This is a genomic window from Flavobacterium collinsii, from assembly GCF_946903285.1.
Taxonomy (GTDB): domain Bacteria; phylum Bacteroidota; class Bacteroidia; order Flavobacteriales; family Flavobacteriaceae; genus Flavobacterium; species Flavobacterium collinsii.
The window spans coordinates 3,847,115-3,871,091 of the sequence record NZ_OX336425.1 but is presented as its reverse complement, the minus strand read 5'-3'; the positions used below and the strand labels follow the sequence as shown (position 1 = coordinate 3,871,091).

The following is a 23,977-nucleotide window of genomic DNA, read 5'->3' as shown; positions in this document are numbered from 1 at the left end:
TATAATGGTACTATATGCAACAAGACATGAAGTACGCAGCTGCCATTTACAATTTATTACTTAAGTTTGTAACATGAGTAAGACGATTAAAATTATATCATCGGAGGAATTTCCAAAACAATTTATGTCTGATGCTTCTTTAGATTTTGATTTCTTAAAAACTCCTTTGCAGATATATGATTTGAATACCACAACAGAGTATATTCAAATTCCGACTCCGCTTTTCAGACCTGATTATAATTTTATTGTTCATGTTACTAATGGTAATGCCATACAACAAGTAGATAATGAGATAATAACATTAACTGAAGATGATGTTTTGTTTGTAAAACAAGGACACATTACAGCAATGAAAGAAATTGATCTGGTTATAACCGGTCATTTTATTTTATTTGAAGAAAGTGTCTTAAATCATATTCTGTCCAAACAGGAGCTGATACAAATTTTTGCCACAAACTCAGTTGTTAAACTGCCAAAAGAGACGAGTGTATGGCTTAATTCCTTGTTTTGCTTACTAGGACAAGAATTTAGAAACGAAAATTCCAATATCGAAATTTGTTATTCGCTCATGCAGGCTGCTTTTCAAAAAATAATTTCTTCCAATAAAGAGCTTAATAAAACGGTACACCGCGGTAATGAAATTACTTTTTCCTTCAAAGAACTGGTTTATAAATACCATAGTCAGGATAAATCCGTATCCTTTTACGCTGATAAATTAAAAATTTCTGTAAACTATCTCAATAGGTGCATTAAGCAAACCACAGGAATAGCTCCAAAAGAATGGATAAACAATGTAAGTATCCTGCAAAGTCAGATTCTTTTACAAGATTTGACCAAAGACATTTCAGAAATAGCTTTTGAACTGAATTACGAAGATCCGTCTTATTTTGGACGGCTTTTTAAAAAAATAACCGGTACAACTCCTTCACAGTACCGAAACTCTCTTATGCACGATTTGTCCGAGTAACGGTAAACTAAATCCTAACAACAATTATTGTTTTAAGCACACCTTTGCCTTAAGAAAATCTTAGGGGGCTAATGCAGCTCATGTGTTTAAATTTAATAAGTGTTATTTTGAAAAATGTACGATCATTAGTTTTATTAACCTTGTTTATTTGTCTTCCAAATAAATTTTATGCTCAATTAATAACAGATGGCGCAGGGGTTAGCGTTTCTGTAAACGGAAAAAGTAGCTTTGAGAATGTATCAACTTTAGATCCTTATTACGGAAATAAATTCAGATACAATACGTATGATTTTTGGTTACCAATTCCATCCTTTAAAATTGGAAAAACTCGTATTCTTGGAATTGTAAACTACCGTGTTTTGGATTTTATATTCGATAAAGATTTCAAGGATAGTCCGAATCATATCACAAAAATACAGGAGATCAAGCCTACCATTGTAGTACGTCGTCCTTTTGGACAAAGATGGGCTGTTTTTGGAATTTTATTGCCTACTGTGGCTTCCGATTTCAAAGATTCGTTTTCAATCAATGACATGGTTTTGGATGGGATTTTTGGAGTTTCAAGAAAGTTTGGAGAAAAATCGAATCTTGAAATTGGTATAGGTCCACATATTATGTATGCTTTTGATAAAATTATCATAACACCTGCTATATCTGTTGATTACAAAAGTAATAATGGTAAGTGGATGGCTCAGCTATACTGGCCAAGGGTGAATGTTTTTAGGAATCTTGGTAATACTACACAAGTTGGTGTGGCAGGATCTATAGATTGGACACTTCACAATTTACAAAACTATAGGAACAACGAGGGCTTAGAAGTTGATTATGCTCAGTTCTCGGCTGTTCATGGCGGTTTGCAGATTAATCAGCGGCTTTTTGATGGTTTTTGGCTTCAGTTGCAAGGAGGTATAGGATTTGCCAATAAGTACACCTTGTATGATTCAGATAACAATAGTATTACCAACTATAAGACTAAAGAAATTCCATATGCGAAAATGATGCTTACCTATCGTTTTGGAAACTAATAGAAAAATAAGAGTGCAAATTAAACAAGTTTAACAACAATGAATTAAAAGAAGAAAATGAAAAAAACAATTCTGAGTGTACTGGTATTAGGAGTTTCATATTTTACTAATGCGCAACAGGTAAAAATGAATATTGATGTGACCAATGTTCAAAAAGGGAAAGGGACAGTTGTAGTGAATGTTTACGATAAAAAGCAAAATTTCCTTAAAACTGCCTGCTTTACGAAAGTGCAAAAGGCAAGTCAGGAAACGATAAAATTTCAGGTTGATTTGCCAAGAGGGACTTATGCCATTACTGTTTTTCAAGATTTGGATAACAATGGAAAATTAAACAGCAATTGGTTCGGAATGCCAAAAGAACCGGTAGGAAACAGTACCAATTTTAAACCGGATGGCGGAGCACCAACGTTTAATGATTGTTCTATCTATGTTTTAAAAAATGAGTCTGCGATAGCTATTGAGCTTTATTAGGAGTTTTCAGTCTCAGTTTGCAGTCTCAGTTTACAGTCTCAGTTTACAGTCGCAGTTTTCAGTCGCAGTGTATAGTCGCAGTTTGCAGTCCCAGTGTGCAGTCGCAGTGTACAGTCGCAGTGTACAGTCGCAGTTTGCAGTCACAGTATTCAGTGTTTGCAACAGGTAGGTAACGGGCTGTAAACTGCGACTGCGACTGCGACTGAATACTCTTAAAAAACTGAATGCTAAAAAAAGAACCTAATTATAATAATAAACTATGGAGGAGATAATATCAAAGAAGAGAGTTATTGCAGAAGTAAAAGGTGCATGCAAGGAGTATCAAACCGGTGACACCTTGATTACTGCCTTAAAACCTACAAGTGTTCAATTTAAAACGGGCGAACTTACCTTAATAATTGGTCCTTCGGGTTCAGGAAAAACGACATTGTTGTCTTTATTAGGCTGTGTTATTTATCCAACAAAAGGGGATGTTTTTATAGATGGTCAACAAGTAAATACGCTTTCGGCTAAACAATTATCCACTTTGAGATTGAATAAAATAGGATTCGTTTTTCAAAGTTTTAATCTTTTGGCCCCCCTTAGTTCCTTAGAAAATGTCATGATTCCGCTCCAACTTATGAATTTTGATGAGGCTGAAGCAAAAAGAAAAGCCGAAAATGCCTTGGAATTAGTAGGCATGAAAGACCGAATGAAAAACTTACCAAAAATGCTTAGCGGAGGTCAGCAGCAAAGAGTTTCTATTGCGCGGGCGTTGGTAACTAATCCGCCTATTGTGCTTTGTGACGAACCAACTGCTGCACTAGATGTCAAGAGCGTTGGTGTGGTTATGGATGAGTTAAAAGCACTTGCTAAAAAGGGCAAGAGTGTAATTGTAGTTACTCATGATATGCGACTTAAACAATTTGCCGATAGAATTATTTATGTAGATAACGGAATCGCAACCGAAAAAGAAATGTAACACTATAGAAAATCATTAATCACATTATAAAGAATGAAATATATCTTAATTTATCTAATAGCCTTGTTTTTTAGTTGTTGCAGCAAAAAAGAAGAGAATAAATCCGATCAGGTGGCTGCCCATAAAGAAGTTGCTCCATCAGAAATTGTTGGACTCGGACGTATAGAGCCTAATGAAAAACTATCTGCATTGGCAACCGAAGTAGGGGGCATTGTGGTAGGTATTCATAAAAAAGAAAATGACTTAATTACCAAGGGTGACTTAATTATTGAATTGGATCACGCTGTTCAGGATGCCAAAAAAAAACAGATTAAGAGTAGAATTGAAACGCAAAAAATAGAAATAAAAGTAGCTCAGTTAAACTTAAAAGAAAAGGAAATAAATCTGGAAAATAAACAGACTGAGCTGCAACGACTGAAAAATTTGCATAAAAGTGGTGCAGAAACAAGACAGAATCTTGATAACCTTGAAACAGAAACGAAGGTCTCTCAAGCCAATGTAGAGCAATTACAAAGCAGAGTGCTGATGGCTAACTCCCGGCTTCAGGAAATGAAACAAGAACTGGAAGTATCCGACAGGGAATTGCAGCAATATTTGGTAAAAGCGTTAAGTGATGGACAAATTATGACCATGAATGCTACGAAAGGGGCAGCATTGTCACCCAATCAGGCATTTGCAGATTTTATTCCAAAAAGTGAATTGGTCGCAACTTGTGAAATCGATGAATTGTTTGCAGCTAAGATTAAACAAGGACAAAAAGCCATTATTCGTCAAATTGGTTCCAATAAAACGATCGGTTCGGGAATTGTCATTTTTGCCTCATCGGCACTCAAACGCAAGTCGCTTTTTTCTGAAAAAGCTGGTGATCAGGAAGACAGGAGAGTTCGGGAAATAAAAATACTCCTGGCAAACCAAACCAAGTATCTGATTAACTCGCGAATTGAATGTGTAGTTCAAACCTCCCTATGAAATCGATGATACAAACAGCCTGGAAGTTTATTCGTTTTGATAAAACTAAAAGCATAGGAGTAGTGGTGGGCATAGTGATAAGCACTTTCCTTATTGGTCAGCAAATAGGAACATTCAATTTTTTGACAGGATTAATGAGTGTTTTGGTAAAAAATACAACAACGGACATTTGGGTTGTTGATGATAAAACGACTGATGCCAATCAGCTTAGTTTGATTGACACCAGAAAAGAAAAAGAAATCAAGAGTCTGACAGGCGTTAAGCAAGCATTTCCGATCATCGTAACCAGTGGAAAAGCAAAATTCCCTAACGGAACGAGCGCCATTGTAAACATTATTGGTAGCGAATATCCCCATTTTAAAGTAGGTCCGGATAGTACGAAGGTCATACAAGGGAAACTTTCGGATCTGTTACAGGAAGCAGGTGTATCTGCAGATTATTTCGACCGAAGCAATTTTGGAGGCTCGTCGGATGTTGGAACTTTTTTTGAAATTAATGGGAAAAGAGTCGTCATTACACTACAAACGAAAGGAATACGAGGCTGGGGTGGTTACTTGATGTATACTACAGTAGACAGAGCAAGGTATTATGGCAATATACCTTCGACTTCTATAAGTGCCTTAATGGTAAATGTAAAAGACGGGGAGGATGTAGATCGTGTCGTAGATGAGATCAATAATTCTATTTACGGAGTCAGAGCCTGGCGAACGTCATCTCTAAGTTCATCGACCGTAGCGAGTGTTTTGGCTTCTACTGGCTTAGGAGCCAGTACAGGATCTTTAGTAGGGTTTGCAATTATCGCAGGTTTCTTTATTATCGGTCTTACGATGTATTCATCGGCACTTGACAGGATTAAGGATTACGGAACTTTAAAAGCAATAGGAGCGACCGATTCCTACATTCGGAATTTGATACTTACCCAGGCTACTTTATTCGCTATTGTTGGATTTATGGTAGCGCTCGTTTTCTTAATGGGGTTTAAAAATGGAATGTATCAAACAGGAATATTGATTGATTTTAGTCCAATGATACTCTTTTCAATTCTAACCATCACTTTTTCTATTTCGCTTTTTGGAGCTGTGTTTGCCATTAGAAGAATCAAAAATGTAGAACCTGCTTCCGTATTCAGAGGCTAAAAATCGTTGTAATGAAAAATAATTTAATGAATATCCGTTTTATTGGGTGTCTTATGCTGTTATGCCTTTGTAAAATGAATGCACAAAGCACGGTATGGACCTTAAATAAAGCAATTGAAGAAGCACATAAAAATAGAAAATTATTGACTTCTTTGGAAACCGCATCTAAGATCAGCAGCTTAAAAACAAAAGAATTAAATGCTAAATATTTACCCAGAGTCTCTTTGAACTACAATTATCAATACAATCCGATTATTGCTACAAGCGTTTTACCTGCCAGTGCATTTAATTCGGGAACCTATTCAGATGGTTTGATACCGGTAAAATTAGGTGCCAATTATACTCAAAATGCTGGTGTTTTACTGCAACAGCCTTTGTTGGATATTTCGATTTCAAAGTTAATTAGGGAGTCCCGATTACAGGAAAAACTGGCAAGCTTGAATGAAGAAGAGGCAAGGATAGAGCTTACTTACGAAGTTTCAAAGGCCTATTTTAACACATTGGTAGCGCAACAGCAAGTAAAAGAAGCTATTGGCGATACTACCCGTACGGCTTTAAGTTGGAGTACTATAAACCAAAAATACAATAATAACAGAGCTTTAAAAGTTGACGTAAACGATGCCAAAGTAACGCACAATAACGCGATTCAAAAATATCATAATGCTGTAAATAACGTTTTGGTTTTAAAGCAATACCTTTTATATGTTACTGGAAATGAATCTTCACTTGTTGCTTCAATCGTATTAGAAAAGTATAGTATGGATGGAAATAGTACTGATCTCGATGAAGGTTTAATTCAGGCATTGCCCCAAATCCAAATTTTAAAAACACAAAACGAAGTTTTAGAAAATAAAAAGAAGCAGGAAAGGGCCAAACGCAGTCCAACGATTAATCTCAACGGTTACTTAGGAGCAGATCAGTTTACAGCCAGTATGGATCCCTTTCAGCAAGACAGCTGGTATGGCAGTAGTTATATTGGAGTTTCCTTAAAATTACCCCTTCTTTTTGGTGAGAATACAGCAAAGAGAATAGATCAGTTAAAATTGGAACAGGAGCAAAATAATAACCGAATCGAAGAAGACATTAATAAAAACAAATACAATGCGCTGAATGCTACTGCCGCTTATCAAAATGTCTTACAGCAGTTAAAAACGGTACATGAAAATACCAGACTCACTCAGGAGATTGTAATGGTTTATCAGGAACGGTATAAGTTTGATCAGATTTTGTTTAATGAACTGAACGATAAAGAGATTCAATTGCAAAATTTAGAATTAGTCTCTAACAAACTTCAGCAGGAATTGATCATGTCATGGTTGGATTGGAAGAAGGCTGTGGGAAAATTAGTTGTACAATAGTGAAGCGTCTTTAGCGTAAGTATAACGACTATTGCATAATTTTGTAAGGCATAAAGTAACTAGCTACTTAATATTACACTATGAACAATACATTTTCCGACAGCAGTCAAATTGGAACGGTCGCCACTTTCTCTGATCTTATACATACCGATTTCGAAGGAGAAAAGAATGCGCTATGCTGGTACCGAAATTTGGATGGCGATTTTAAGGAGATTGTAACCAAGTTGTCTCTGGAAGAGAATATAACCGAGGTTTATCGGGAAGATCTAATCGCGCTCCAACTCTCAGACAAAGGAAATATAGCGCGGGAAATAATATTAAAGGATTTACAGCTATTGACTGATTTTGGAGCTTCGCCTTCTCTTAATCTGTTGAAGTGTTACGAACGTGATGATGAATTTGATTTCATATCGACTGATGTGTATTCGTTTCATGTGGATCGTTCGCCCATTGCAACAGATACTTTTTTGTGCACCTATCACGGAGCGGCAAGTGATATTATTCCTAATGAACAGGCAGAGCAAAAAATCCTGATTCCGGAAATCCGGTTGAAGCTAAAAGAACTTTATGACGGGACAGAAGAAGAATTCGAAGACTTTTTGAAGGAAAATTATTTTGATTTGCATTATCAGGTACATCCGGATGCAGAACCTGTTAATTTAGGAGTAGGACATCTTTGGCGACTGGCCGTAGATCATCCAAAACAGCAAGTGTTGCCTTGTATTCATAGAGCACCAGTAGAAAAGGATGGAGAATATCGGTTACTGTTGATTTGCTAACGGAAATAAAAACTGATCCGCTAATTGAAGTTTTAGTGCAGTGCATGCTTTGCGCAATTCCTTTTTTAACTTATATTCGCTGTCTATATATTTGTGAGTGCTTACTCCTTTAAAAATCTAATTTGTGAAACAAAAACACGAAGACGTACAAGACAATCAGCTTAAACGCGGATTGACGAACCGACACATTCAGTTAATTGCTTTAGGCGGATCAATAGGAACAGGTCTGTTCCTAGGCATTGGCCCAGCGGCTGTATTAGCAGGACCATCTGTTATTTTAGGATATGCTATTGCCGGAATTATCGCTTTTTTTATTATGAGACAACTTGGCGAAATGGTTGTTGAAGAACCTGTATCAGGAAGCTTTAGCCACTTTGCCTATAAATATTGCGGTTCTTTTGCAGGTTTTGCGTCTGGTTGGAATTATTGGATTTTATATATTCTGGTGAGTATGGCCGAACTTACAGCGATTGGTGTTTATGTACAGTTTTGGTGGCCTGAGATTCCATTGTGGGCATCCAGTTTATTTTTCTTCCTGGTTATTAACGCTTTGAATTTTGCCTCTGTAAAAGTTTATGGAGAGACTGAATTTTGGTTCTCCATCATAAAAGTGGTTGCCATTATTGCAATGATCCTTTTTGGGACGTACTTGCTAATAAGTGGAACGGGAGGGGAGCACGCTACCATTCATAATTTATATAATGATGGAGGCTTCTTTCCAAAAGGTTTCTTTGAAAAAACGGCTTCCGGTAGTTTTCAGGGTTTATTATCTGCAATGGCACTAATTATGTTCTCTTTTGGTGGTTTAGAACTCATTGGAATCACGGCTGCTGAGGCAGAAAATCCGGAGAAAAACATTCCAAAAGCAACCAATCAGGTTATTTATAGAATCCTTATATTTTATGTTGGTGCATTGGTCATTTTATTTGCTTTGTCGCCTTGGCAGCAAATTACGACAGACAGTAGTCCGTTTGTGATGGTTTTTCAAAATTTAAACGGAATGGAGTTTGAATTGTTTGGTAATAAAATATTTTTCACACGTCTTATAGCCAATGTGCTTAATTTGATTGTATTAACTGCCGCTTTATCAGTATATAATAGCAGTGTATACAGTAACTCACGCATGTTATATGGTTTAGCAGATCAGGGTAACGCGCCTAAGTTTTTAAAGAAGCTAAACAAACAATCGGTGCCCATTAATGCGATTTTAATTTCTTCCTGTTTTGCAGCGATCTGTATTTTAATCAATAAAGTAATTCCAGAAGAGGCTTTTAGCATTTTAATGTCTTTGGTGGTGTCTTCTTTGATTATTAATTGGGTGATGATTTCGTATACACATCTACAATTTAGAGTATCGAAAGATAGGGAAAACACAAAAACTAAGTTCCCTTCAATATTTTATCCGGTAAGTAACTACATCTGTTTGGTGTTTTTATTGGGTATTTTATCCATCATGTGGATGACTGATATGAAATTATCCGTAGAATTAATTCCGATTTGGTTGGGGATTCTTTTCGTATGTTATAAAGTTTTTAAAACAAAAAAATAGTAGCTTTTACTATTATTAGGAGGCACTGAAAATCAACTACAAGTTGAATTTCAGTGCCTTTTTTAATGCTGCGTACTCGTTTTCTGTATCAACACTAGAATGAATTATATTTCAAATCCAAAGATCATAAAGAAGCAATAAAAATTTGTTTCTGTTTTTGAATTAGCATGTATCATAATGTAAGGTTTACAATAATTTATTACAGACATCTCTTACTTTTGCTTTTTTCTGATCTGTATAGTAGCAGAAAATAAGCAGTTACAGGAAGCTATGTGTTTCTTAATCATACTGTAGGTCGGATAAAGTCTTTGTGGTTAGAAACTCCATATTAAAGATATTAAACATATTGAAGATTAATTTTAGTAAAGGGATTCTTAATAGTAATGTAAGGTAATTTTAAATATGCCATAACTTGAGTTTTGAGATTAAATTGTTTTTTTGATTTAAAAATATTTTATGGAAAATAACAAGGATTTAGGCAGAAGAAGGTTTCTTAGAAATTCTCTATTGGTTGCCGGAGGAGTTTTCATCGCTCCACTTATTGAAAGCTGTAGTAATGATGATAAAACGGATAACAGCGGTGCGCCAGATGGAATGAAAAATGAAGGGTTTGAGACAGGGGTAGCCAGTTTTGACCCTACAGAAACCGGAGTCATTATCTGGACAAGATATTCAACAGGCTCAGATGCCGAAATTACCTGGGAACTAAGTAAAGATGCCTTATTTAAAGAAGTAACAAGAAAAGGGCAGGCTGGAGCATCTTCTACGAATGACTTTACAATAGCGGTAGATATTCAGAACATTCCTTCCAATACAAAATATTACTATAGATTTTATAATACCAAAACCAAACAAGTAACAGTTACCGGAGAAACGCGCACATTACCATCAAAAACAGATAGTGTAAATGATGTAAAAATGGCCGTTGTTTCCTGTTCTAATTTTCCGGCAGGGCTTTTCAATGTGTATGGAGCGATTGCTTCTTCAGATGCTGATGTAGTGGTTCATCTTGGAGATTATATTTACGAATATGCACCTGGACAATACGGAACAAATCCGTTTACAAATCCGTTGGGCCGAGAGCATAAACCAGCCAGGGAAATTATAAGTCTTGGTGATTACAGAGAACGATACAGACAATATAGAGGAGATAAAAATCTTCAGCTTCTTCATCAGAAAAAACCTTTTATATGTGTTTGGGATGACCATGAGTTTGCCAACGATACCTATAAATCAGGTGCAGAAAATCATCAGCCGTCCGAAGGAGATTTTCAGATGAGAAAAATGGCCGCTTTTCAGGCTTATAGTGAGTATATTCCGCTTAAAACAGGAAAAGATCTTAGAATTTACAGAAGCTTTAATTTTGGTAACATTCTTTCGCTTTATATGATGGATACCAGAGTGATTGCAAGAGATAAGCAGTTGAGTTATACGGATTATATTGATAATGTCGGAAATTTTGACCAGACAAAGTTTAAAACAGATCTATTAAGCCCAAACAGAAAATTAATTGGAAGCGAGCAAATGACATGGCTGGGATCACAGATCAATGCTGATACTGCTAAATGGAAAGTATTAGGCCAGCAGATTCTGATGACAAAAATGCTGATTCCTGCTGAGTTGCTGATGCTATTGAATCAAATTTTAGCAGAAGTCAGTAAACTTGGAAGCGCAACTCCGGCGACCATGAAGGCGCTTACTACTACAATCTCTCAACTTGTTGTTCTTAAAATGAGACATAAACAAAATGATCCTTCTCTAACCGCTCAGGAAATCGCGAGAATTAAGACAACTTTACCTTATAATCTGGATGCCTGGGATGGTTACTTTGCCGAAAGAGAACAATTGTATGCGATGCTTTCCGGAAAAAATGTTGTGGTTTTAGCGGGAGATACTCACAATGCATGGATGGGTAAACTTACAGATATGCAGGGAAAACATATAGGAACTGAAATTGCGTGTAGTTCTGTTTCATCACCAGGATTGGAAGCTTATTTCGGAATTACCTCAGACCCTTCAAAAGCGATAGAATTAGCACAGGCATTTACAGTATTGATAGATGATTTAGAATATGCCAATTTGTATAAACGAGGATATACCTATCTTAAATTTACAGCATCCGGTTCTGAAGCCGAATGGCGATTTGTAGACAGTGTAACAACCGAAACGACGACGACTGTTACAGAAAAAAAATATACTATAGCATAGAAATCTCATTTGGTACGGATTGAATCTTTCTCGAAAGTGCCAAAAATGGATGGAACTGAATCGGAACAGGAGTAATCGTGTTCCGATTTTTTTATTCTATAGATTGGAATATTAATAAACAAAAGCTAGATGATCTATTTACACCGAAGCTGCTGGTTGTCTTCGACAGAAAAAAAATAATCAATTTATCTGTTTATTCAAGCTTAGCTGTAAAACTTAGGTCCACACTAATATACCAGTTATAAATTTGTAAGAATCATGAAGTATCAGTAATATGGGTCTTAGCGCTATAAGCTAATGTATCATTTTATTGTTTATTAAAATATATATAGTGTGAAATTTTGTTTTATAGGAATACTAACCTCAATTAAGTCACTATTTGGACAAAATTGAAAGATTTTTAATCAAATTCAAAAGCCTTGTTTTGCTTTCACTTATACCTTCGTTTTTCTAAAATATCTCTCACAAGAAAAAGCATAAGGATTAAATGACAAAATATATAAAGAGTTTAGATAGCATATTTGAAATTCTCCTTCTAATGATTATTGCGGGAGGCCTTTTGAATATTAATTGGTTTTTCAATCCCATATTCGCTTCTTATTATGTATTTTGCCTTTTATCTCTAGTTTTTATAATCCTTACCCTTGTAAATGTTATCAGAGGGCCTTTTCAACTATACTTAAACCTGCCTTCATCATATCTGGGACTATGGTGTTTGTATATTTTACTGCGTAATACTGCTTCTAAACTTGATTTAGATACATTTCTGATCTACATGAGTGTAAATTTTTTATTAATAGTTAGTGCAACGACTGTTTTTAATTCTCCGACTTTCAACTTAAAGAGATTCTTTTCAGGTATAATGGCCATAGCCGCAATAGAATCGTGTTATTGTATTTTACAATATTTAGGATTTATTAGAAGTAAAAGTGAGTTTTTTATCGTTACTGGGACTTGGATAAATCCAAATGTTACAGCGCAATTTTTAGCAATGTGTGTTCCTGTTTTTCTTTACAGTTTTAAAAACAAGCGAAAAAAAATATACCAAGGAGGCTTTGCCCTTTTGTTGATAGCTTTAATACTGTTAAAGTGCAGAGCTGCTTTTATAGGCACTTTGATCGCTACAATTGTCTATTTTACCTTAGAGTATTCTTTTATAAGCTGGGTAAGGAATCAGCGCAATAAAACTGTAGTTAAAGCCTTTGTGATCATTGGTCTTTTTTTTACGCTATCAATGGTAAATCAATTGTATATCAGCAAAATAGCTTCTTCGCAGGGAAGAACTTTTATATGGAAGTTATCTTCCATGATGATTACCGAAAAACCCGTTTTTGGCTATGGTTACGGTTTGTTTGAAAAAGAGTATAATTTATACCAGGCGAATTACATTAAAAAAGGGAAAGCTTCTTTACAAGAACTTCAAAATGCAGGGCCTACAACAGTGGCACAAAATGAATTTCTACAAAATGCAGTCGAAGGTGGCTTAATTGGAGTTTCTTTAATGTTATTGTTTTTGGGATCGTTAATTATAGTGGTTAGACAAAAGAAAAATAATCCGAAAATTACCGCTTCAAAAAATAGCCTCCTTAATCTTACTTATGCAGCAATATTATCTTTTGTGAGTATGGCAATGGTCAATTTCACCATTCAATCCGTTCCTGCCATGACTATGCTTTCAATATTTGCAGCCCTACTATACAGGAATATTAAAACGGCAGAATTTTCTAAAACTATAACGTTTCAAAAGAACGCATCTCTTTTTGTATGCGTATTAAGTATGACTATTACTCTTTGTTTGTCTTATAGGATAGTTTCGGTAGCTTTCAATGACACGCAAAATAAAAAAGCTTTTTTACTTAAAAAAGAAGGCAAAACACAAGAAGCCCTACTTTGTATTAAAGCATTAGAATCTGTTTTGAAAAGCAATCGGGATTATTGGAAAAACTATGCAGGAATTTATTTTCAAATGATGGATTATGGCTCGGCTTTAAAATGCCTTGAGAGAGCAAAAATAACCAGTGCCAATCCCGAGTTGTATTTAGCAACAGGTGTTTGTCATGAAAAACTGCAACAATATCCTAAGGCCATACAACAATACAATCAATTGGTCCTGTTACAACCATCAAAATTTGCTTATAGGTTTCAATTAATGAATGCTTATATGCAAAATAAAGACAGCATAAATACTATAGCTGTTGCGCGGCAAATTATAGACCTATATCCTAAAATTCCTTCCCAGAAAGTAACACAGTATAAAAAAGCAGCATATAACGTTTTAAATAATTTCAATGCCTTATAGGTAACTCTCTAATAATCAACAATGCACTTTTTTAATTCATTAAGTACTGCTTCTTAATAAATTACATTATGTTTTACTAAAATAAAAAAAAGATATGCTTCAAAAATTACATTCGGCACTATTGATAAAACTATTATTTGTATTGTTTTTTCCAGTCGGTGTGTTTGCTCAATTCCCGGATGCTGTAGAGAAAAACCTCAAAAAGGCAGGTAATAATCGCTCTGAATTAGAAAAAGCCATCACTTACTGCAAACAAACTGGGGATACTTTAAAACTTAAAGCCATTTATTTTCTAATCTCTAATATCGATATTCACACTTCTTCCGACTATTACTGGGAAAATCAGGCAGGGAATAAGATAAATTATAATGAACTAGACTATTCCGATTTTGATCAGGCAGCAAAAGAGTTTGAAATAATTAAAGAAAAGAATCCGGGTTTGCAACCTAAAAAGATTATTTATAAGGATATAGAAAATATTAAAGCAGATTACCTGATTGCTAATCTGGAAGAGGCTTTTACTGCTTGGAAAAATTCTGCGGTCAAGAATACTTCATTTGATGATTTTTGCGAATATATTCTGCCATATCGAATAAGTGTAGAACCTTTACAAAATTGGCGAAGGTCTTATGCCGCAAAGTTCAACTGGATAAATAAACGCATACAATCTATTGGTTTTGAGGCTACTTTGCCCTTTGTAAGAGATGAAGCTAATTCGTGGTTTACCAATACTTGGGGTACTGGAACCCGTAAAGAACCATTGCCGAGACTGGGAAGTATGCAGCTTCTTATGCGAAAACAAGGTAGTTGCGATGATCTGGCTGATTTGGGTGTATTTACCATGCGTGCCTCGGGAATTCCTGCTTCTGTCAATATTATTCCTTATTGGGCCACTTCTACAGGAGGGCATTCCATCAATGTTTTTTTTGAAGGCAATAAAAAAAATATTCTTTTTGATTATGGATCCAAACAATATAATGAAGCATTAAGACGTGAACCGACCAAAGTACTTCGTCTTACTTATTCTAAACAACCGGAGAATTTAGCAAGTTTTGAAGAATCGAAAAATATTCCAAATGGTTTTTTGAGAGAGCAAAATTATATAGATGTTACTGGTGATTATTGGAAAACCACTAAGGTAAAATGCAGCTTATATCCCAATGCTAACGTCTTTGAGATTGCTTATTTAGGGACTTTCAATGGTTTAGGATGGAAACCTTTCTGGTGGGGGAAAATCACAGATAATAAGGCTGAGTTTAGTCAAATCTGCCAAGGTACAGTAGTATTACCACAATATTACATTAACGAAAAAATGATTCCCGCCGGTCCTGTAGTGTGGATTGGAGATAAAGAATCTAAAGTACTGATTCCTGATCTCAAAAAAACACGTGAGGTACTAATTACCCAATTGGCTAATTATCTAATTTTTAAGCCTCAGGTAACTTACAAGTTGTTTTACTGGAATGATGCCTGGAAGCTAATTGATTCAAAGACAGCAGCCCCGGATACTCAATCACTAATGTTTGCCAAAGTACCCAAAAATGCATTGCTGCTACTGGTCTCGAGTAACTCCAAAGGATATGAACGACCATTTATTGTAGACGACAAAGGAGAACGAACTTGGTTCTAACCCCTTAAACCTATTGAATAATTCAGGAATGATCAAATGGAACACCTTTGGTGATCTTGTCTGAGTATACCCTTAAATCAGAATAGAGTGCCAAAAATTAAACATTGACCTAGATATAACAACTCAAAAAAGAACCAAAATGAAAACCAGAATAAATGAATTAATACTTACGGGTCTTTTCTTAGTTTTTGCCAATTGGGGGCAAGCTCAGATAAGCCAAAAAGTAATTAAGCAGTTTCCTGCTCATATTATTTATCAAATAAATGAAATGTCCTCCAAAATAGTACTCAACGAAGACAAACAAATAAAAGTTGGAAAAAAATTATTTGCAAGAGATAGTTTAGCTAATGTGGAGCTAAATAAAGGAGAAGCTGTATCTAAACTAAAAATATACTATGAAATAGAGAAAAACTTCTTCCAAAATATATGCACGCAGGAAGAAATAGAAGAATATTTCCATAAAGCAGACCCCACTAACAGGTTTTTATTGGCCTTAAGATCAATTACTGTATTAAAACTAAATCCTACACAGATCAGCCAATTACGAGAGCAGAATGCTGTTTTAGATTTGGTGACTATAACTAATCAGCATAAAAAAATTCAATATTACAACAGTAAGCTTGAATCAATCCTTGATAGAAAACAATTTGTTTTATTAATTAAGCAGATTTATTCTCAGCAATCCTTAGAAGAAACAAAAAAGGACTGGAAGAATATCCAGCAATTCAAGTTAATAAGCACTAAGGATACCAGTGGCCTTTACAAAGAATTATACAATTATAATTTAATGGTAAATACAGTTGTTGATCCGCAATCTGAGAAATTAGGTGTAATAAAAAACAGGGAAGTTCGAAACGCACTTATGCTTCAAAAACAGCCATCAATCTTGACCCGATACAATATCCTTTCAGAAGGCAGTTATAAAAAAAATCTTTTTTCGACAACTATTAAATTTCAAGAGGATCTAAATCTTGCCCAGATACAAATAGATTCTCTTCTGTCAAAATACAGAACATTGGAATTACAAAAATTGAAAGATGAGAAAAAGGACCAAATGCTGAACAAAAAAAGTGAGTATATCCTCTATGAAAATACTGCTATACTTGAGATTTTAGATCCAAAACAATTAGCCAGGCTATTGATTAAAAAAAATGAAAAAGCAGCTTCTAATATAGCCGTAAATAGCTGGGAAGAACTTGAGCAATTAGGACTTACAAAAAACGTAGACAGAAATACAACCCTGAAGGAATTCATGCATTATCAGTTAAACTTTTTAGTGGCCAGTGACGAGGTCAAAATGAATAATAACGCGGTGAATATTTTTAATAAACGTGATGTAGAACTCAAAAAACCTGAACTCCTAAAGCAACTAGAGCAAACAAAAAGAAATCAGGAAACATCCAAAAGTGCAAAAAACGCACTAAAATGGTAGGTTTTTGCCTGTACTAAAGTAGATAAGTAGCCAGATCAAAAATCCTTTTTTAGATAATCATATCTGCAAAGGACGGTTATTTTTTACCCTTGATCAAGCTGCCTGGTCAGAGCTCTTTTTCCCTCTTATATAATTTAACCAATAACTAATATTAATATAAAACCAATGAAAAAAATAATCCGATCAGGAATTTACCTGCTTGTTTTTCTAGCGGGTATAAACTGTTTTTCACAAAAAAGCATAAAATCTTCCACGGAGCTAAAAACTGCAAAACTGCAATTAATAGCTGGTAGTAAACAATACAATCCTAAAGCGGCTCTAGTTATCTTTGAGCGTCAAGCGTCTGAAGGCAATGCCGAGGCTATGAACGGCTTAGGGCTTATCTACAGTCAAGGTCTTGGTGTTGCTGTAAATGAATCACTTAGTTTAGAATGGTTTCAAAAGGCAGCCCAAAATGGCTACCCAAAGGCCTATTACAACCTGGCTATGCACTTCAAAAATGGAATAGGTGTAGCCAAGGACGAAGTCAAAGCACTAGATTACTTTGAAAAGGCCGTAAATACAGGTTATACTTATGCATACTTTTCCTGGGGGCAAATGATCTCCAAGGGCTTAGGCTCACCACAAAACTATGCTCTTGCCATGCATATTTGGAAACAAGGAGCAGACCTTGGTATTCAGGATTGTATCTATGGTCTGGGCTATCTGCATTATAAAGGCTTCGGAACAGAGCAAGATTATCAAAAGGCTTTTATATTATTTCAACTAGCAGCCGACAAAGGAGGCAGTGCAGGGATGTACATGCTGGGTATTTGTTATCGCAATGGTTATGGTATTAACATAGACAATCAAAAAGCAAGATATTGGCTTACCCAATCTGCCGCATTAGGATATAAAAATGCAGCGATAGAACTCGGGCAAGCACAACCAGAGAATGCAATGCCTAATCAAATTAATACGCAATCTGTTGCATTAGAAACTATAAACACTCTTAATGAAGGTACCGCACCTAAAAAATTTCAAAAAGTAAATCAAAAAGCAATTCAAGGAGATATAAGCGGAATTTACACTGGCTACCTGATTCGCTACGATTGGAGTGGACAAAACATTATCTCTAAAACACCCCTTGAAGTAACTTTAAATAAAAAAGGGGAAATACTTGAAGGAGAATGGAAAGAAAAAGAAGGTGATCAGGCACATTTCCAAGCCAATATCACACCTGAGGCCCTCATTTTTAAGAACTCTAAAATTGACAGAATAGAGCATTTTTCAAATAATACCCCAAAGACATATGAGTTCAAGCAAGCCAAGTTACAGTATTTGCAAAAAGACGATATGGTTTATATAGCAGGGAATATCCAGCTTTATGATCTTAAAGAGCATGAAATTGAAAAACCCATATATGTAAGCTTACAGCGAAATGCTTCTTTTGAGGACACTGGGGGCAAGCAAATAATATCACAAGTTATTATTTATCCTAATCCGGTAACTGCAAACAGTTTTAATCTAAGTTATGAACTAACTGAGCCAACAGATATAAGTATTGAAATTTATTCTTTTACTGGTTTTTTGGTGAGTGAGCAAAAATTGAAAACTATCCAAGAAGGGCTTCAGCAGCAGAATATACAATTTAATGGTCCATCAGGTAACTATATATTAAACCTGCATTACGGAACAAAAGTGATAAAAACAATTTTAATAAAGAAATAGACTCCATGAAGAAAAATTATTTTTTAGTTGTTTTAACGCTCCTATTTATGCTATGTGCCCAAGTAGGCTATACCCAAACCGATGTTGAAGGAGGAGAATTAGGAGAAGTAATCATTGACAATCCTTACCACGAACCCGATCCAGAGCCTGAACCTTGCTTTGATTGCAGTTGTGACCCTGTCTTTTGTTCTCCCGGCGGCGGCGATTATCCAACAAATCCTGAACCTGAACCTTGTTATGATTGTTCTTGTGATGAATCTTTTTGCAATACAGACGTCCCCCCTAATGTGTGTACGCTAGTTTGCCTTAAAGGATTTGAACTTGATCCAGATTCATGTCAATGTAATCCTGTTCAAACCGAATCCCAGGGTCCGTGTATGAATAGAGACTTAAGACATAAAAAAGTTTCAAGTAATGTGGCTGAGATGATTAATCAAAGGTCACAATGGATGAGTGCCAATGGAAACGCAGTAGAAGTTAAATCTTTTGAAATACAAAATATTGAAGATGGATATGGGGATATTAACCTAGACCGGTATGATCTGGGAATTAATAAAATACCCAATGGATATACTCCCCAGATGTTATTTGAAGAAATAAGGACAAATTTTTCTAATTTTGTAACGGGTGGTGATTTACCTGGTATGGGAGTTGATGTAGTGCCCTATTCACCTGAAGATGGTCTTAAATGGAATTCCAGTAACCCTATAGGAGCAGCAATGGATTTTGATAATAGTCTGGATACCTCCACAGTGATATGCACAGAATATAATTATAATGAAATGTATTGGAACTTTACTACTGTAAGGAGCGCGGACCATTTAGGTCACTTTGTGAGCGGAACCAGACAGTTTGGTATGCAAACCAATAGTGATGGAAGCTATTCTTTTTATTTAAGAGGGGCAGACCGTTTAGGCCAAGCAATTGATTTTGGAGCAAATAACGGAATTCCCGGAGTTGACGACTTTTTATTTAACCAAGCGGCAGACGCCACCTGGAAAAATTTAATGACAACACTAGAAAACTATATTAAAGCAAAGACGGGTGCTATAGTGGTGCCTTTTGACAAAGATGAGGATTATGCCAAAAGATATGAATATAATCAAAGTGATTGCCCTGAATAAATTAATTAAAACAAAAACACAGATGAGAAATATCATTTTTTTACTACTAGTGACAATCAATTTGTTTTCAAAGCCTTTACAGCAGAAAGACCATCTTAAGGACAAAATAGTCGTGCAGGCCACAATTGCCGAAATTTATTATAATAGACTCGAGGTCTCTACAAGGCTACCTTATTTTGCAAATAAATTTATCGATCGCAAGGCAAAACAGCGAGCAGAAGTACCATTTGCTATTTGGCAAACTATAAAAAACACAATAGATTATAGCCTATTTAAAAATGCTGTAATACAGCTACTTAATAATAATTTTACCACTGCTCAAATGCAAGTAACAGTAAATGAATATCAAGCAAAACCATACATTCCTATTGTTCATTTAAAACTTAGAAATGAATTACAGCTGGCTTCGCAAGATTTTGATGCTGTCTTATTAAATCATATCAATACCGTTTTGATTGCTAATGGCTATCAAGCTTTAACATTATAAATTGAATGGAAGAAATAAGTAACTTTAAGGGGATTAGTTTTACAAAAAATATTAGAATCCTGAATGTCATTATTTATGCTTTACTAATCTTTTTTGGAAATATATACGAACATTTCGTTCTTGTGCTGTTGTTTTTTTACCTGCATTTATTGGTGATTTTAATATTCATAATTTTAGAATTAAGGTATGTAGTTTTAGCAAGAAAAAACTTTATAGAGCATATTTTTATAAACTGGCTGGTATTTTTTGGGTTTTTGATTATACTATTTGATATTGTTAAAATATTTTTACCCAAGAGGTAGTATTCGCTTGTCTGAGTAAAGTTCTGAAGCCGAATGGCGATTTGTAGACAGTGTAACAACCGAAACGACGACTACTGTTACAGAAAAGAAATATACTATAGCATAGAAATCTCATTTGGTACGGATTGAATCTTTCTCGAAAGTGCCAAAAATGGATGGAACTGAATCGGAACAGGAGTAATCGTGTTCCGATTTTTTTTATTTTTATATGTAATTGAATATTAGCAAACTAAATACTTATTATTGAAGTGTTAATTAATGTAAGATAAAAGCAACGAGAGAGCTTAAAAATGGATTGAATCCATTAATCTAGGATTAGGACATCTCTGACGAATAGCTGTAGATCAGCTAAAACAGTAAGTACTGCTTTATATTCATAAAGTACCAATAGAAAATGAAGGGGAATATTGGTTGTTGTTAAGAGTATTCTATTTATACTTACTCAAATCCAGATTAAGAATAGCACCTACTTTGCTAAATTCTTCATTAATCCTTGCATTTAGGATGAGTTGTTTGTTGTTTATTGGATGATTAAAAATTAACTGATGTGCATGAAGCATCATTCCTTTCAGATCAAAATTATCCAGCCATAATTTATTTTGTTTGTTACAACCATGTGGGCGGCTTCCTAAAATAGGATGAAAAATATGTTTGAAATGTTTACGCAATTGATGCATACGTCCAGTTTCGGGAATTGCTTCTACCAAACAATACCGTGAGGTTGGTTTATTGTTAAATTCTAAATCAACTTCGGCATTTTGCAAACGATGAAAGTAGGTGATTGCATTTTGTTTAATGTCATCATCGTTGGTTAAATCATAATCAATCGTTAGTTCTTCGGGTGACCAACCACGTAAAATTGCTAAATATTTTTTTTCGACTTCGCGTGTGGCAAAACGATCGTTCATAATTTTCAAAACCTCTTTATCCAGTGCAAATAACAAGACACCGGATGTTTTGCGGTCTAACCGATGAATAGGATAGACGTGTTGTCCTATTTGATTTCTCAGTTCCTGAATAGCATACACTTTTGCATCGCGCGCGTAAAATGATTTATGAACCAACAAACCACTTGGTTTATTAATGGCTATAATATATTCGTCCTGATAAAGAATTTCTAACATTTGGCAAAAGTAAAAGAGATTTCGATTGAAATCTCTTTTATGGCTTATTTATTTTCCGTTCAAGACTTGAGTAGGTAGCGCAAAGTCACAGACATTTGGGCATCGTGCTTATTGTCAGATGAATATTTCGCAGAACAGAGGGGCGTATTGAATTCTTAATTACATTATATAGTATTTTTTTGAAACAAAATGACTGGAATGACGTCTAACGATTTTGAGATGATTTAAATTTCTCTGTTTTTACTGTAATATTAAATCCAAAATACTATGATGACCTTAATAGCTATATTTTTTCCTTCGCTGTCCTTTCTTCTGAGAGGAAAACTTCTGACCGCTCTTTTGTGTCTAATACTGCAGATTACGCTGATAGGATGGATACCTGCAGCCATATGGGCGGTTCTGTCACTTGAGAATTCCAGAGCTGACAGAAGAAATGCCAAACTTATTAAGGCAGTGAAAGCAAAATAGAATGAGCTGGCAAAAAAGAAAATAGATTTTATAATGAGGTATTGTTTGTATCGATGCGAGGGCAATCAAAGGAATTTATACGGTAAGCCTTCGGATTTTAGCAAAAATCGAAGACCATAAACGCAGTGTTTGAAATAAGTTTGCGAATTTTAATTATATTCGTAAGGTACTAAATCATCTCGAGGGCTACCGAAGGTTTAGTTCAACAGTTACTACAAAGGATTTGAATATTGGCTTAATTTAAAGATAGTTTTGTATTTGAAAATTAGTGTTTAACCGAAAGTTTAGGCTTTCTTAATCCTGACCTGCTTGTAGCGCGAGAACGTTAGCGGCAAATGCAAAACTAAAAACTACCAAAGCAGTGGATATCTTAACAAGAAATTAAACAATCTGACCTCATGAAAACAACTTTATTATCTATTATTCTCCTTGTTTTTAAGCTAAAACTCTTTGCTTGTACAATAGTTTCCGGGGTTGACACTAAAGGTCAAACTTGGGTTATGAATAACGAAGATTTCTTTCACACATATTCAAATTACGTTAATGTATATCCTGCCACTAAAACTTCATTAGGGTATATAACGCTCACTTACGGTTCACCTGAAAGTGGGATTCAGGGAGGGGTAAATGAAGCAGGGTTGTTTTTTGACATCAACGCACTACCACCTCAAACTTATAAACTCAGCGTAGGCAGAAAGCCATATTCTGGTTCTATGCTTGATTATCTGCTTCAACACTGTAAGTCAGTACCACAGTTTCTTAAGTTATGGGAAACCCAATATATGCCAGAAATGAATGGAATACAGATTCACTTAGCGGATAAAAATGGCAATCTGGCAATTATTACTCCTGACACAATCGTAATCTCCAAAAAGCATTTAACCTCTACCAATTTTAACGTTTGTGAAGCTAACCCTGACAAAAGGGTATGTTGGAGATATCCCATAGCAGAGAATATCATATCTGAAAATGGAATTAGTCAAAAGAGCTTAGTAAAAATTGCAGATGCAACTTCCTGGAAAGAATTTACTACAACTTTATACACTAATATTCACAATCTTACTACGGGAGATATATGGTTTTATCTGGCAGAAGACTATGGTAACCCTTGGCGTACAAATATCAGCAAATTATTAAAAGGGGGGAAACAAAGTATTTTACTAGCTAGTATGTTCCCTAAGAACAAAAGCTTAAAACTTAACATGCTAATTGAGACTGGTGGCAAATCCGATGACATACAAACCTTTCTTGAAAAATCCAAATTGAGTAACACCCAAAAAGAGTCAGTCCTGAGATTATCATTTTTAGATAACTTCTTTATCGAAAAGGATTTCAATAAAGCGGCCCTCCTATTTCCTGAATGGGAAAAGTATAGCCACCTGAATAAAAGGCTTGATTCGATTGAGATGAAGAGTACAAAAGCACAATACTTGGCAACTATAGGAAACAATAAAAAAGCGGTTGATGAATTGAAGAGTATTAAAAAACCAACTTCACGAAGCGAGGAACTGTTAAGAAATCTTACCGATAGTGAAGATTATAACACGACCATTAAACTGGAGGGATTTAAAGATGCGAAAGTCGTTTTGATCGAATTCAAAGGCGATTATAATCTTTTTCGTTTTTTACGTAGTACCCCTGAAGGTTGGATAATGAAAATCAAATCCAGTAGAAAGGAATTAAAGTATTGCTTTTATGTTGATGGCAAGAGAATAGTTGATTCATCTCAACCTATTATTGCTAAACAAGAAACCGTGAAGGGTGATTACGCAGACTTTAATATTCGAAAGTTATAATTATATTTTTAAGTATCATAATAGAGTATTCATAGAGACTAAGGCATCAGCCACTAACAGCTAGGGTTTCGTTGCGTGCGCAGCGCGAGACTTCATGACTTACATGTTTTAAGTTACATATTTGCAAGTGGGCGCAAAGTCGGAGACATTTGCAGCGCTTGTGTGGTATACTTTTCGGAGCG

General features: G+C 35.2%; 19 protein-coding genes. 18 read left to right on the top strand and 1 reads right to left on the bottom strand.

Annotated elements, in window-relative coordinates:
• Nucleotides 1-73 precede the first annotated feature (73 nt).
• From OGZ34_RS16035 to OGZ34_RS15960, 16 genes are all read left to right on the top strand, one after another.
• On the top strand, nucleotides 74-967 hold the full coding sequence (locus OGZ34_RS16035; RefSeq protein WP_263360881.1) for a helix-turn-helix domain-containing protein: 894 nt from the start codon (nucleotides 74-76) through the stop codon (nucleotides 965-967).
• Nucleotides 968-1,074: 107 nt separating this feature from the next.
• The gene (locus OGZ34_RS16030) at nucleotides 1,075-1,992 is read left to right on the top strand and encodes a DUF6268 family outer membrane beta-barrel protein (protein WP_263360880.1); all 918 of its coding nucleotides are present in this window, start codon (nucleotides 1,075-1,077) and stop codon (nucleotides 1,990-1,992) included.
• Nucleotides 1,993-2,049: 57 nt separating this feature from the next.
• Nucleotides 2,050-2,463, top strand: coding sequence for a DUF2141 domain-containing protein (locus tag OGZ34_RS16025; protein ID WP_263360879.1), 414 nt, complete (start codon nucleotides 2,050-2,052; stop codon nucleotides 2,461-2,463).
• 259 nt (nucleotides 2,464-2,722) lie between these two features.
• Nucleotides 2,723-3,424, top strand: a complete 702-nt coding sequence (locus OGZ34_RS16020) for an ABC transporter ATP-binding protein (protein ID WP_263360878.1) — start codon at nucleotides 2,723-2,725, stop codon at nucleotides 3,422-3,424.
• A gap of 33 nt (nucleotides 3,425-3,457) precedes the next feature.
• Nucleotides 3,458-4,393, top strand: coding sequence for an HlyD family secretion protein (locus OGZ34_RS16015; protein ID WP_263360877.1), 936 nt, complete (start codon nucleotides 3,458-3,460; stop codon nucleotides 4,391-4,393).
• Complete coding sequence (locus OGZ34_RS16010) at nucleotides 4,390-5,529, top strand: ABC transporter permease (protein ID WP_263360876.1); 1,140 nt, start codon at nucleotides 4,390-4,392, stop codon at nucleotides 5,527-5,529. The genes OGZ34_RS16015 and OGZ34_RS16010 overlap by 4 nt, the downstream gene beginning before the upstream one ends.
• A gap of 11 nt (nucleotides 5,530-5,540) precedes the next feature.
• Entirely contained in the window at nucleotides 5,541-6,887 is a 1,347-nt protein-coding gene (locus tag OGZ34_RS16005) for a TolC family protein (RefSeq protein WP_263360875.1), read from the top strand.
• An 80-nt stretch (nucleotides 6,888-6,967) separates the two neighbouring features.
• On the top strand, nucleotides 6,968-7,666 hold the full coding sequence (locus OGZ34_RS16000; protein ID WP_263360874.1) for a DUF1826 domain-containing protein: 699 nt from the start codon (nucleotides 6,968-6,970) through the stop codon (nucleotides 7,664-7,666).
• Between the two features lie 124 nt (nucleotides 7,667-7,790).
• Entirely contained in the window at nucleotides 7,791-9,215 is a 1,425-nt protein-coding gene (locus OGZ34_RS15995; RefSeq protein ID WP_263360873.1) for an amino acid permease, read from the top strand.
• Nucleotides 9,216-9,671: 456 nt separating this feature from the next.
• Nucleotides 9,672-11,423, top strand: a complete 1,752-nt coding sequence (locus tag OGZ34_RS15990; protein WP_263360872.1) for an alkaline phosphatase D family protein — start codon at nucleotides 9,672-9,674, stop codon at nucleotides 11,421-11,423.
• Nucleotides 11,424-11,910: 487 nt separating this feature from the next.
• Complete coding sequence (locus OGZ34_RS15985) at nucleotides 11,911-13,722, top strand: O-antigen ligase family protein (RefSeq protein ID WP_173966280.1); 1,812 nt, start codon at nucleotides 11,911-11,913, stop codon at nucleotides 13,720-13,722.
• Between the two features lie 94 nt (nucleotides 13,723-13,816).
• Nucleotides 13,817-15,352 carry a hypothetical protein gene (locus tag OGZ34_RS15980; protein WP_263360871.1) on the top strand — a complete coding sequence of 512 codons (1,536 nt, stop codon included), beginning with the start codon at nucleotides 13,817-13,819 and terminating at the stop codon, nucleotides 15,350-15,352.
• A gap of 139 nt (nucleotides 15,353-15,491) precedes the next feature.
• Nucleotides 15,492-16,784, top strand: a complete 1,293-nt coding sequence (locus OGZ34_RS15975) for a hypothetical protein (RefSeq protein ID WP_263360870.1) — start codon at nucleotides 15,492-15,494, stop codon at nucleotides 16,782-16,784.
• A 165-nt stretch (nucleotides 16,785-16,949) separates the two neighbouring features.
• Entirely contained in the window at nucleotides 16,950-18,494 is a 1,545-nt protein-coding gene (locus OGZ34_RS15970) for a T9SS type A sorting domain-containing protein (protein ID WP_263360869.1), read from the top strand.
• A 5-nt stretch (nucleotides 18,495-18,499) separates the two neighbouring features.
• Nucleotides 18,500-19,618 carry a hypothetical protein gene (locus OGZ34_RS15965; protein ID WP_173966284.1) on the top strand — a complete coding sequence of 373 codons (1,119 nt, stop codon included), beginning with the start codon at nucleotides 18,500-18,502 and terminating at the stop codon, nucleotides 19,616-19,618.
• Nucleotides 19,587-20,105: a hypothetical protein gene (locus OGZ34_RS15960; RefSeq protein WP_263360868.1), complete on the top strand. Its 519-nt coding sequence runs from the start codon at nucleotides 19,587-19,589 to the stop codon at nucleotides 20,103-20,105. Before OGZ34_RS15965 ends, OGZ34_RS15960 begins: the two co-directional genes overlap by 32 nt.
• A 730-nt stretch (nucleotides 20,106-20,835) precedes the next feature.
• Here OGZ34_RS15960 and OGZ34_RS15955 read toward each other — a convergent pair.
• On the bottom strand, nucleotides 20,836-21,531 hold the full coding sequence (locus OGZ34_RS15955; protein ID WP_263360867.1) for a pseudouridine synthase: 696 nt from the start codon (nucleotides 21,529-21,531) through the stop codon (nucleotides 20,836-20,838).
• 267 nt (nucleotides 21,532-21,798) lie between these two features.
• Here OGZ34_RS15955 and OGZ34_RS15950 point away from each other — a divergent pair, with 267 nt between their 5' ends.
• Both OGZ34_RS15950 and OGZ34_RS15945 read left to right on the top strand, forming a co-directional pair.
• Nucleotides 21,799-21,999, top strand: coding sequence for a YqaE/Pmp3 family membrane protein (locus OGZ34_RS15950; RefSeq protein ID WP_317853237.1), 201 nt, complete (start codon nucleotides 21,799-21,801; stop codon nucleotides 21,997-21,999).
• A gap of 398 nt (nucleotides 22,000-22,397) precedes the next feature.
• Entirely contained in the window at nucleotides 22,398-23,795 is a 1,398-nt protein-coding gene (locus OGZ34_RS15945; protein WP_263360866.1) for a C45 family peptidase, read from the top strand.
• Nucleotides 23,796-23,977 lie beyond the last annotated feature (182 nt).

Coding starts and splice junctions, on each gene's coding strand:
- OGZ34_RS16035 (WP_263360881.1), top strand. CDS start 74: ATGAGTAAGACGATTAAAATTATATCATCGGAGGAATTTCCAAAACAA.
- OGZ34_RS16025 (WP_263360879.1), top strand. CDS start 2,050: ATGAAAAAAACAATTCTGAGTGTACTGGTATTAGGAGTTTCATATTTT.
- OGZ34_RS16020 (WP_263360878.1), top strand. CDS start 2,723: ATGGAGGAGATAATATCAAAGAAGAGAGTTATTGCAGAAGTAAAAGGT.
- OGZ34_RS16015 (WP_263360877.1), top strand. CDS start 3,458: ATGAAATATATCTTAATTTATCTAATAGCCTTGTTTTTTAGTTGTTGC.
- OGZ34_RS16010 (WP_263360876.1), top strand. CDS start 4,390: ATGAAATCGATGATACAAACAGCCTGGAAGTTTATTCGTTTTGATAAA.
- OGZ34_RS16005 (WP_263360875.1), top strand. CDS start 5,541: ATGAAAAATAATTTAATGAATATCCGTTTTATTGGGTGTCTTATGCTG.
- OGZ34_RS16000 (WP_263360874.1), top strand. CDS start 6,968: ATGAACAATACATTTTCCGACAGCAGTCAAATTGGAACGGTCGCCACT.
- OGZ34_RS15990 (WP_263360872.1), top strand. CDS start 9,672: ATGGAAAATAACAAGGATTTAGGCAGAAGAAGGTTTCTTAGAAATTCT.
- OGZ34_RS15985 (WP_173966280.1), top strand. CDS start 11,911: ATGACAAAATATATAAAGAGTTTAGATAGCATATTTGAAATTCTCCTT.
- OGZ34_RS15980 (WP_263360871.1), top strand. CDS start 13,817: ATGCTTCAAAAATTACATTCGGCACTATTGATAAAACTATTATTTGTA.
- OGZ34_RS15975 (WP_263360870.1), top strand. CDS start 15,492: ATGAAAACCAGAATAAATGAATTAATACTTACGGGTCTTTTCTTAGTT.
- OGZ34_RS15970 (WP_263360869.1), top strand. CDS start 16,950: ATGAAAAAAATAATCCGATCAGGAATTTACCTGCTTGTTTTTCTAGCG.
- OGZ34_RS15965 (WP_173966284.1), top strand. CDS start 18,500: ATGAAGAAAAATTATTTTTTAGTTGTTTTAACGCTCCTATTTATGCTA.
- OGZ34_RS15960 (WP_263360868.1), top strand. CDS start 19,587: ATGAATATAATCAAAGTGATTGCCCTGAATAAATTAATTAAAACAAAA.
- OGZ34_RS15955 (WP_263360867.1), bottom strand. CDS start 21,531: ATGTTAGAAATTCTTTATCAGGACGAATATATTATAGCCATTAATAAA.
- OGZ34_RS15950 (WP_317853237.1), top strand. CDS start 21,799: ATGATGACCTTAATAGCTATATTTTTTCCTTCGCTGTCCTTTCTTCTG.
- OGZ34_RS15945 (WP_263360866.1), top strand. CDS start 22,398: ATGAAAACAACTTTATTATCTATTATTCTCCTTGTTTTTAAGCTAAAA.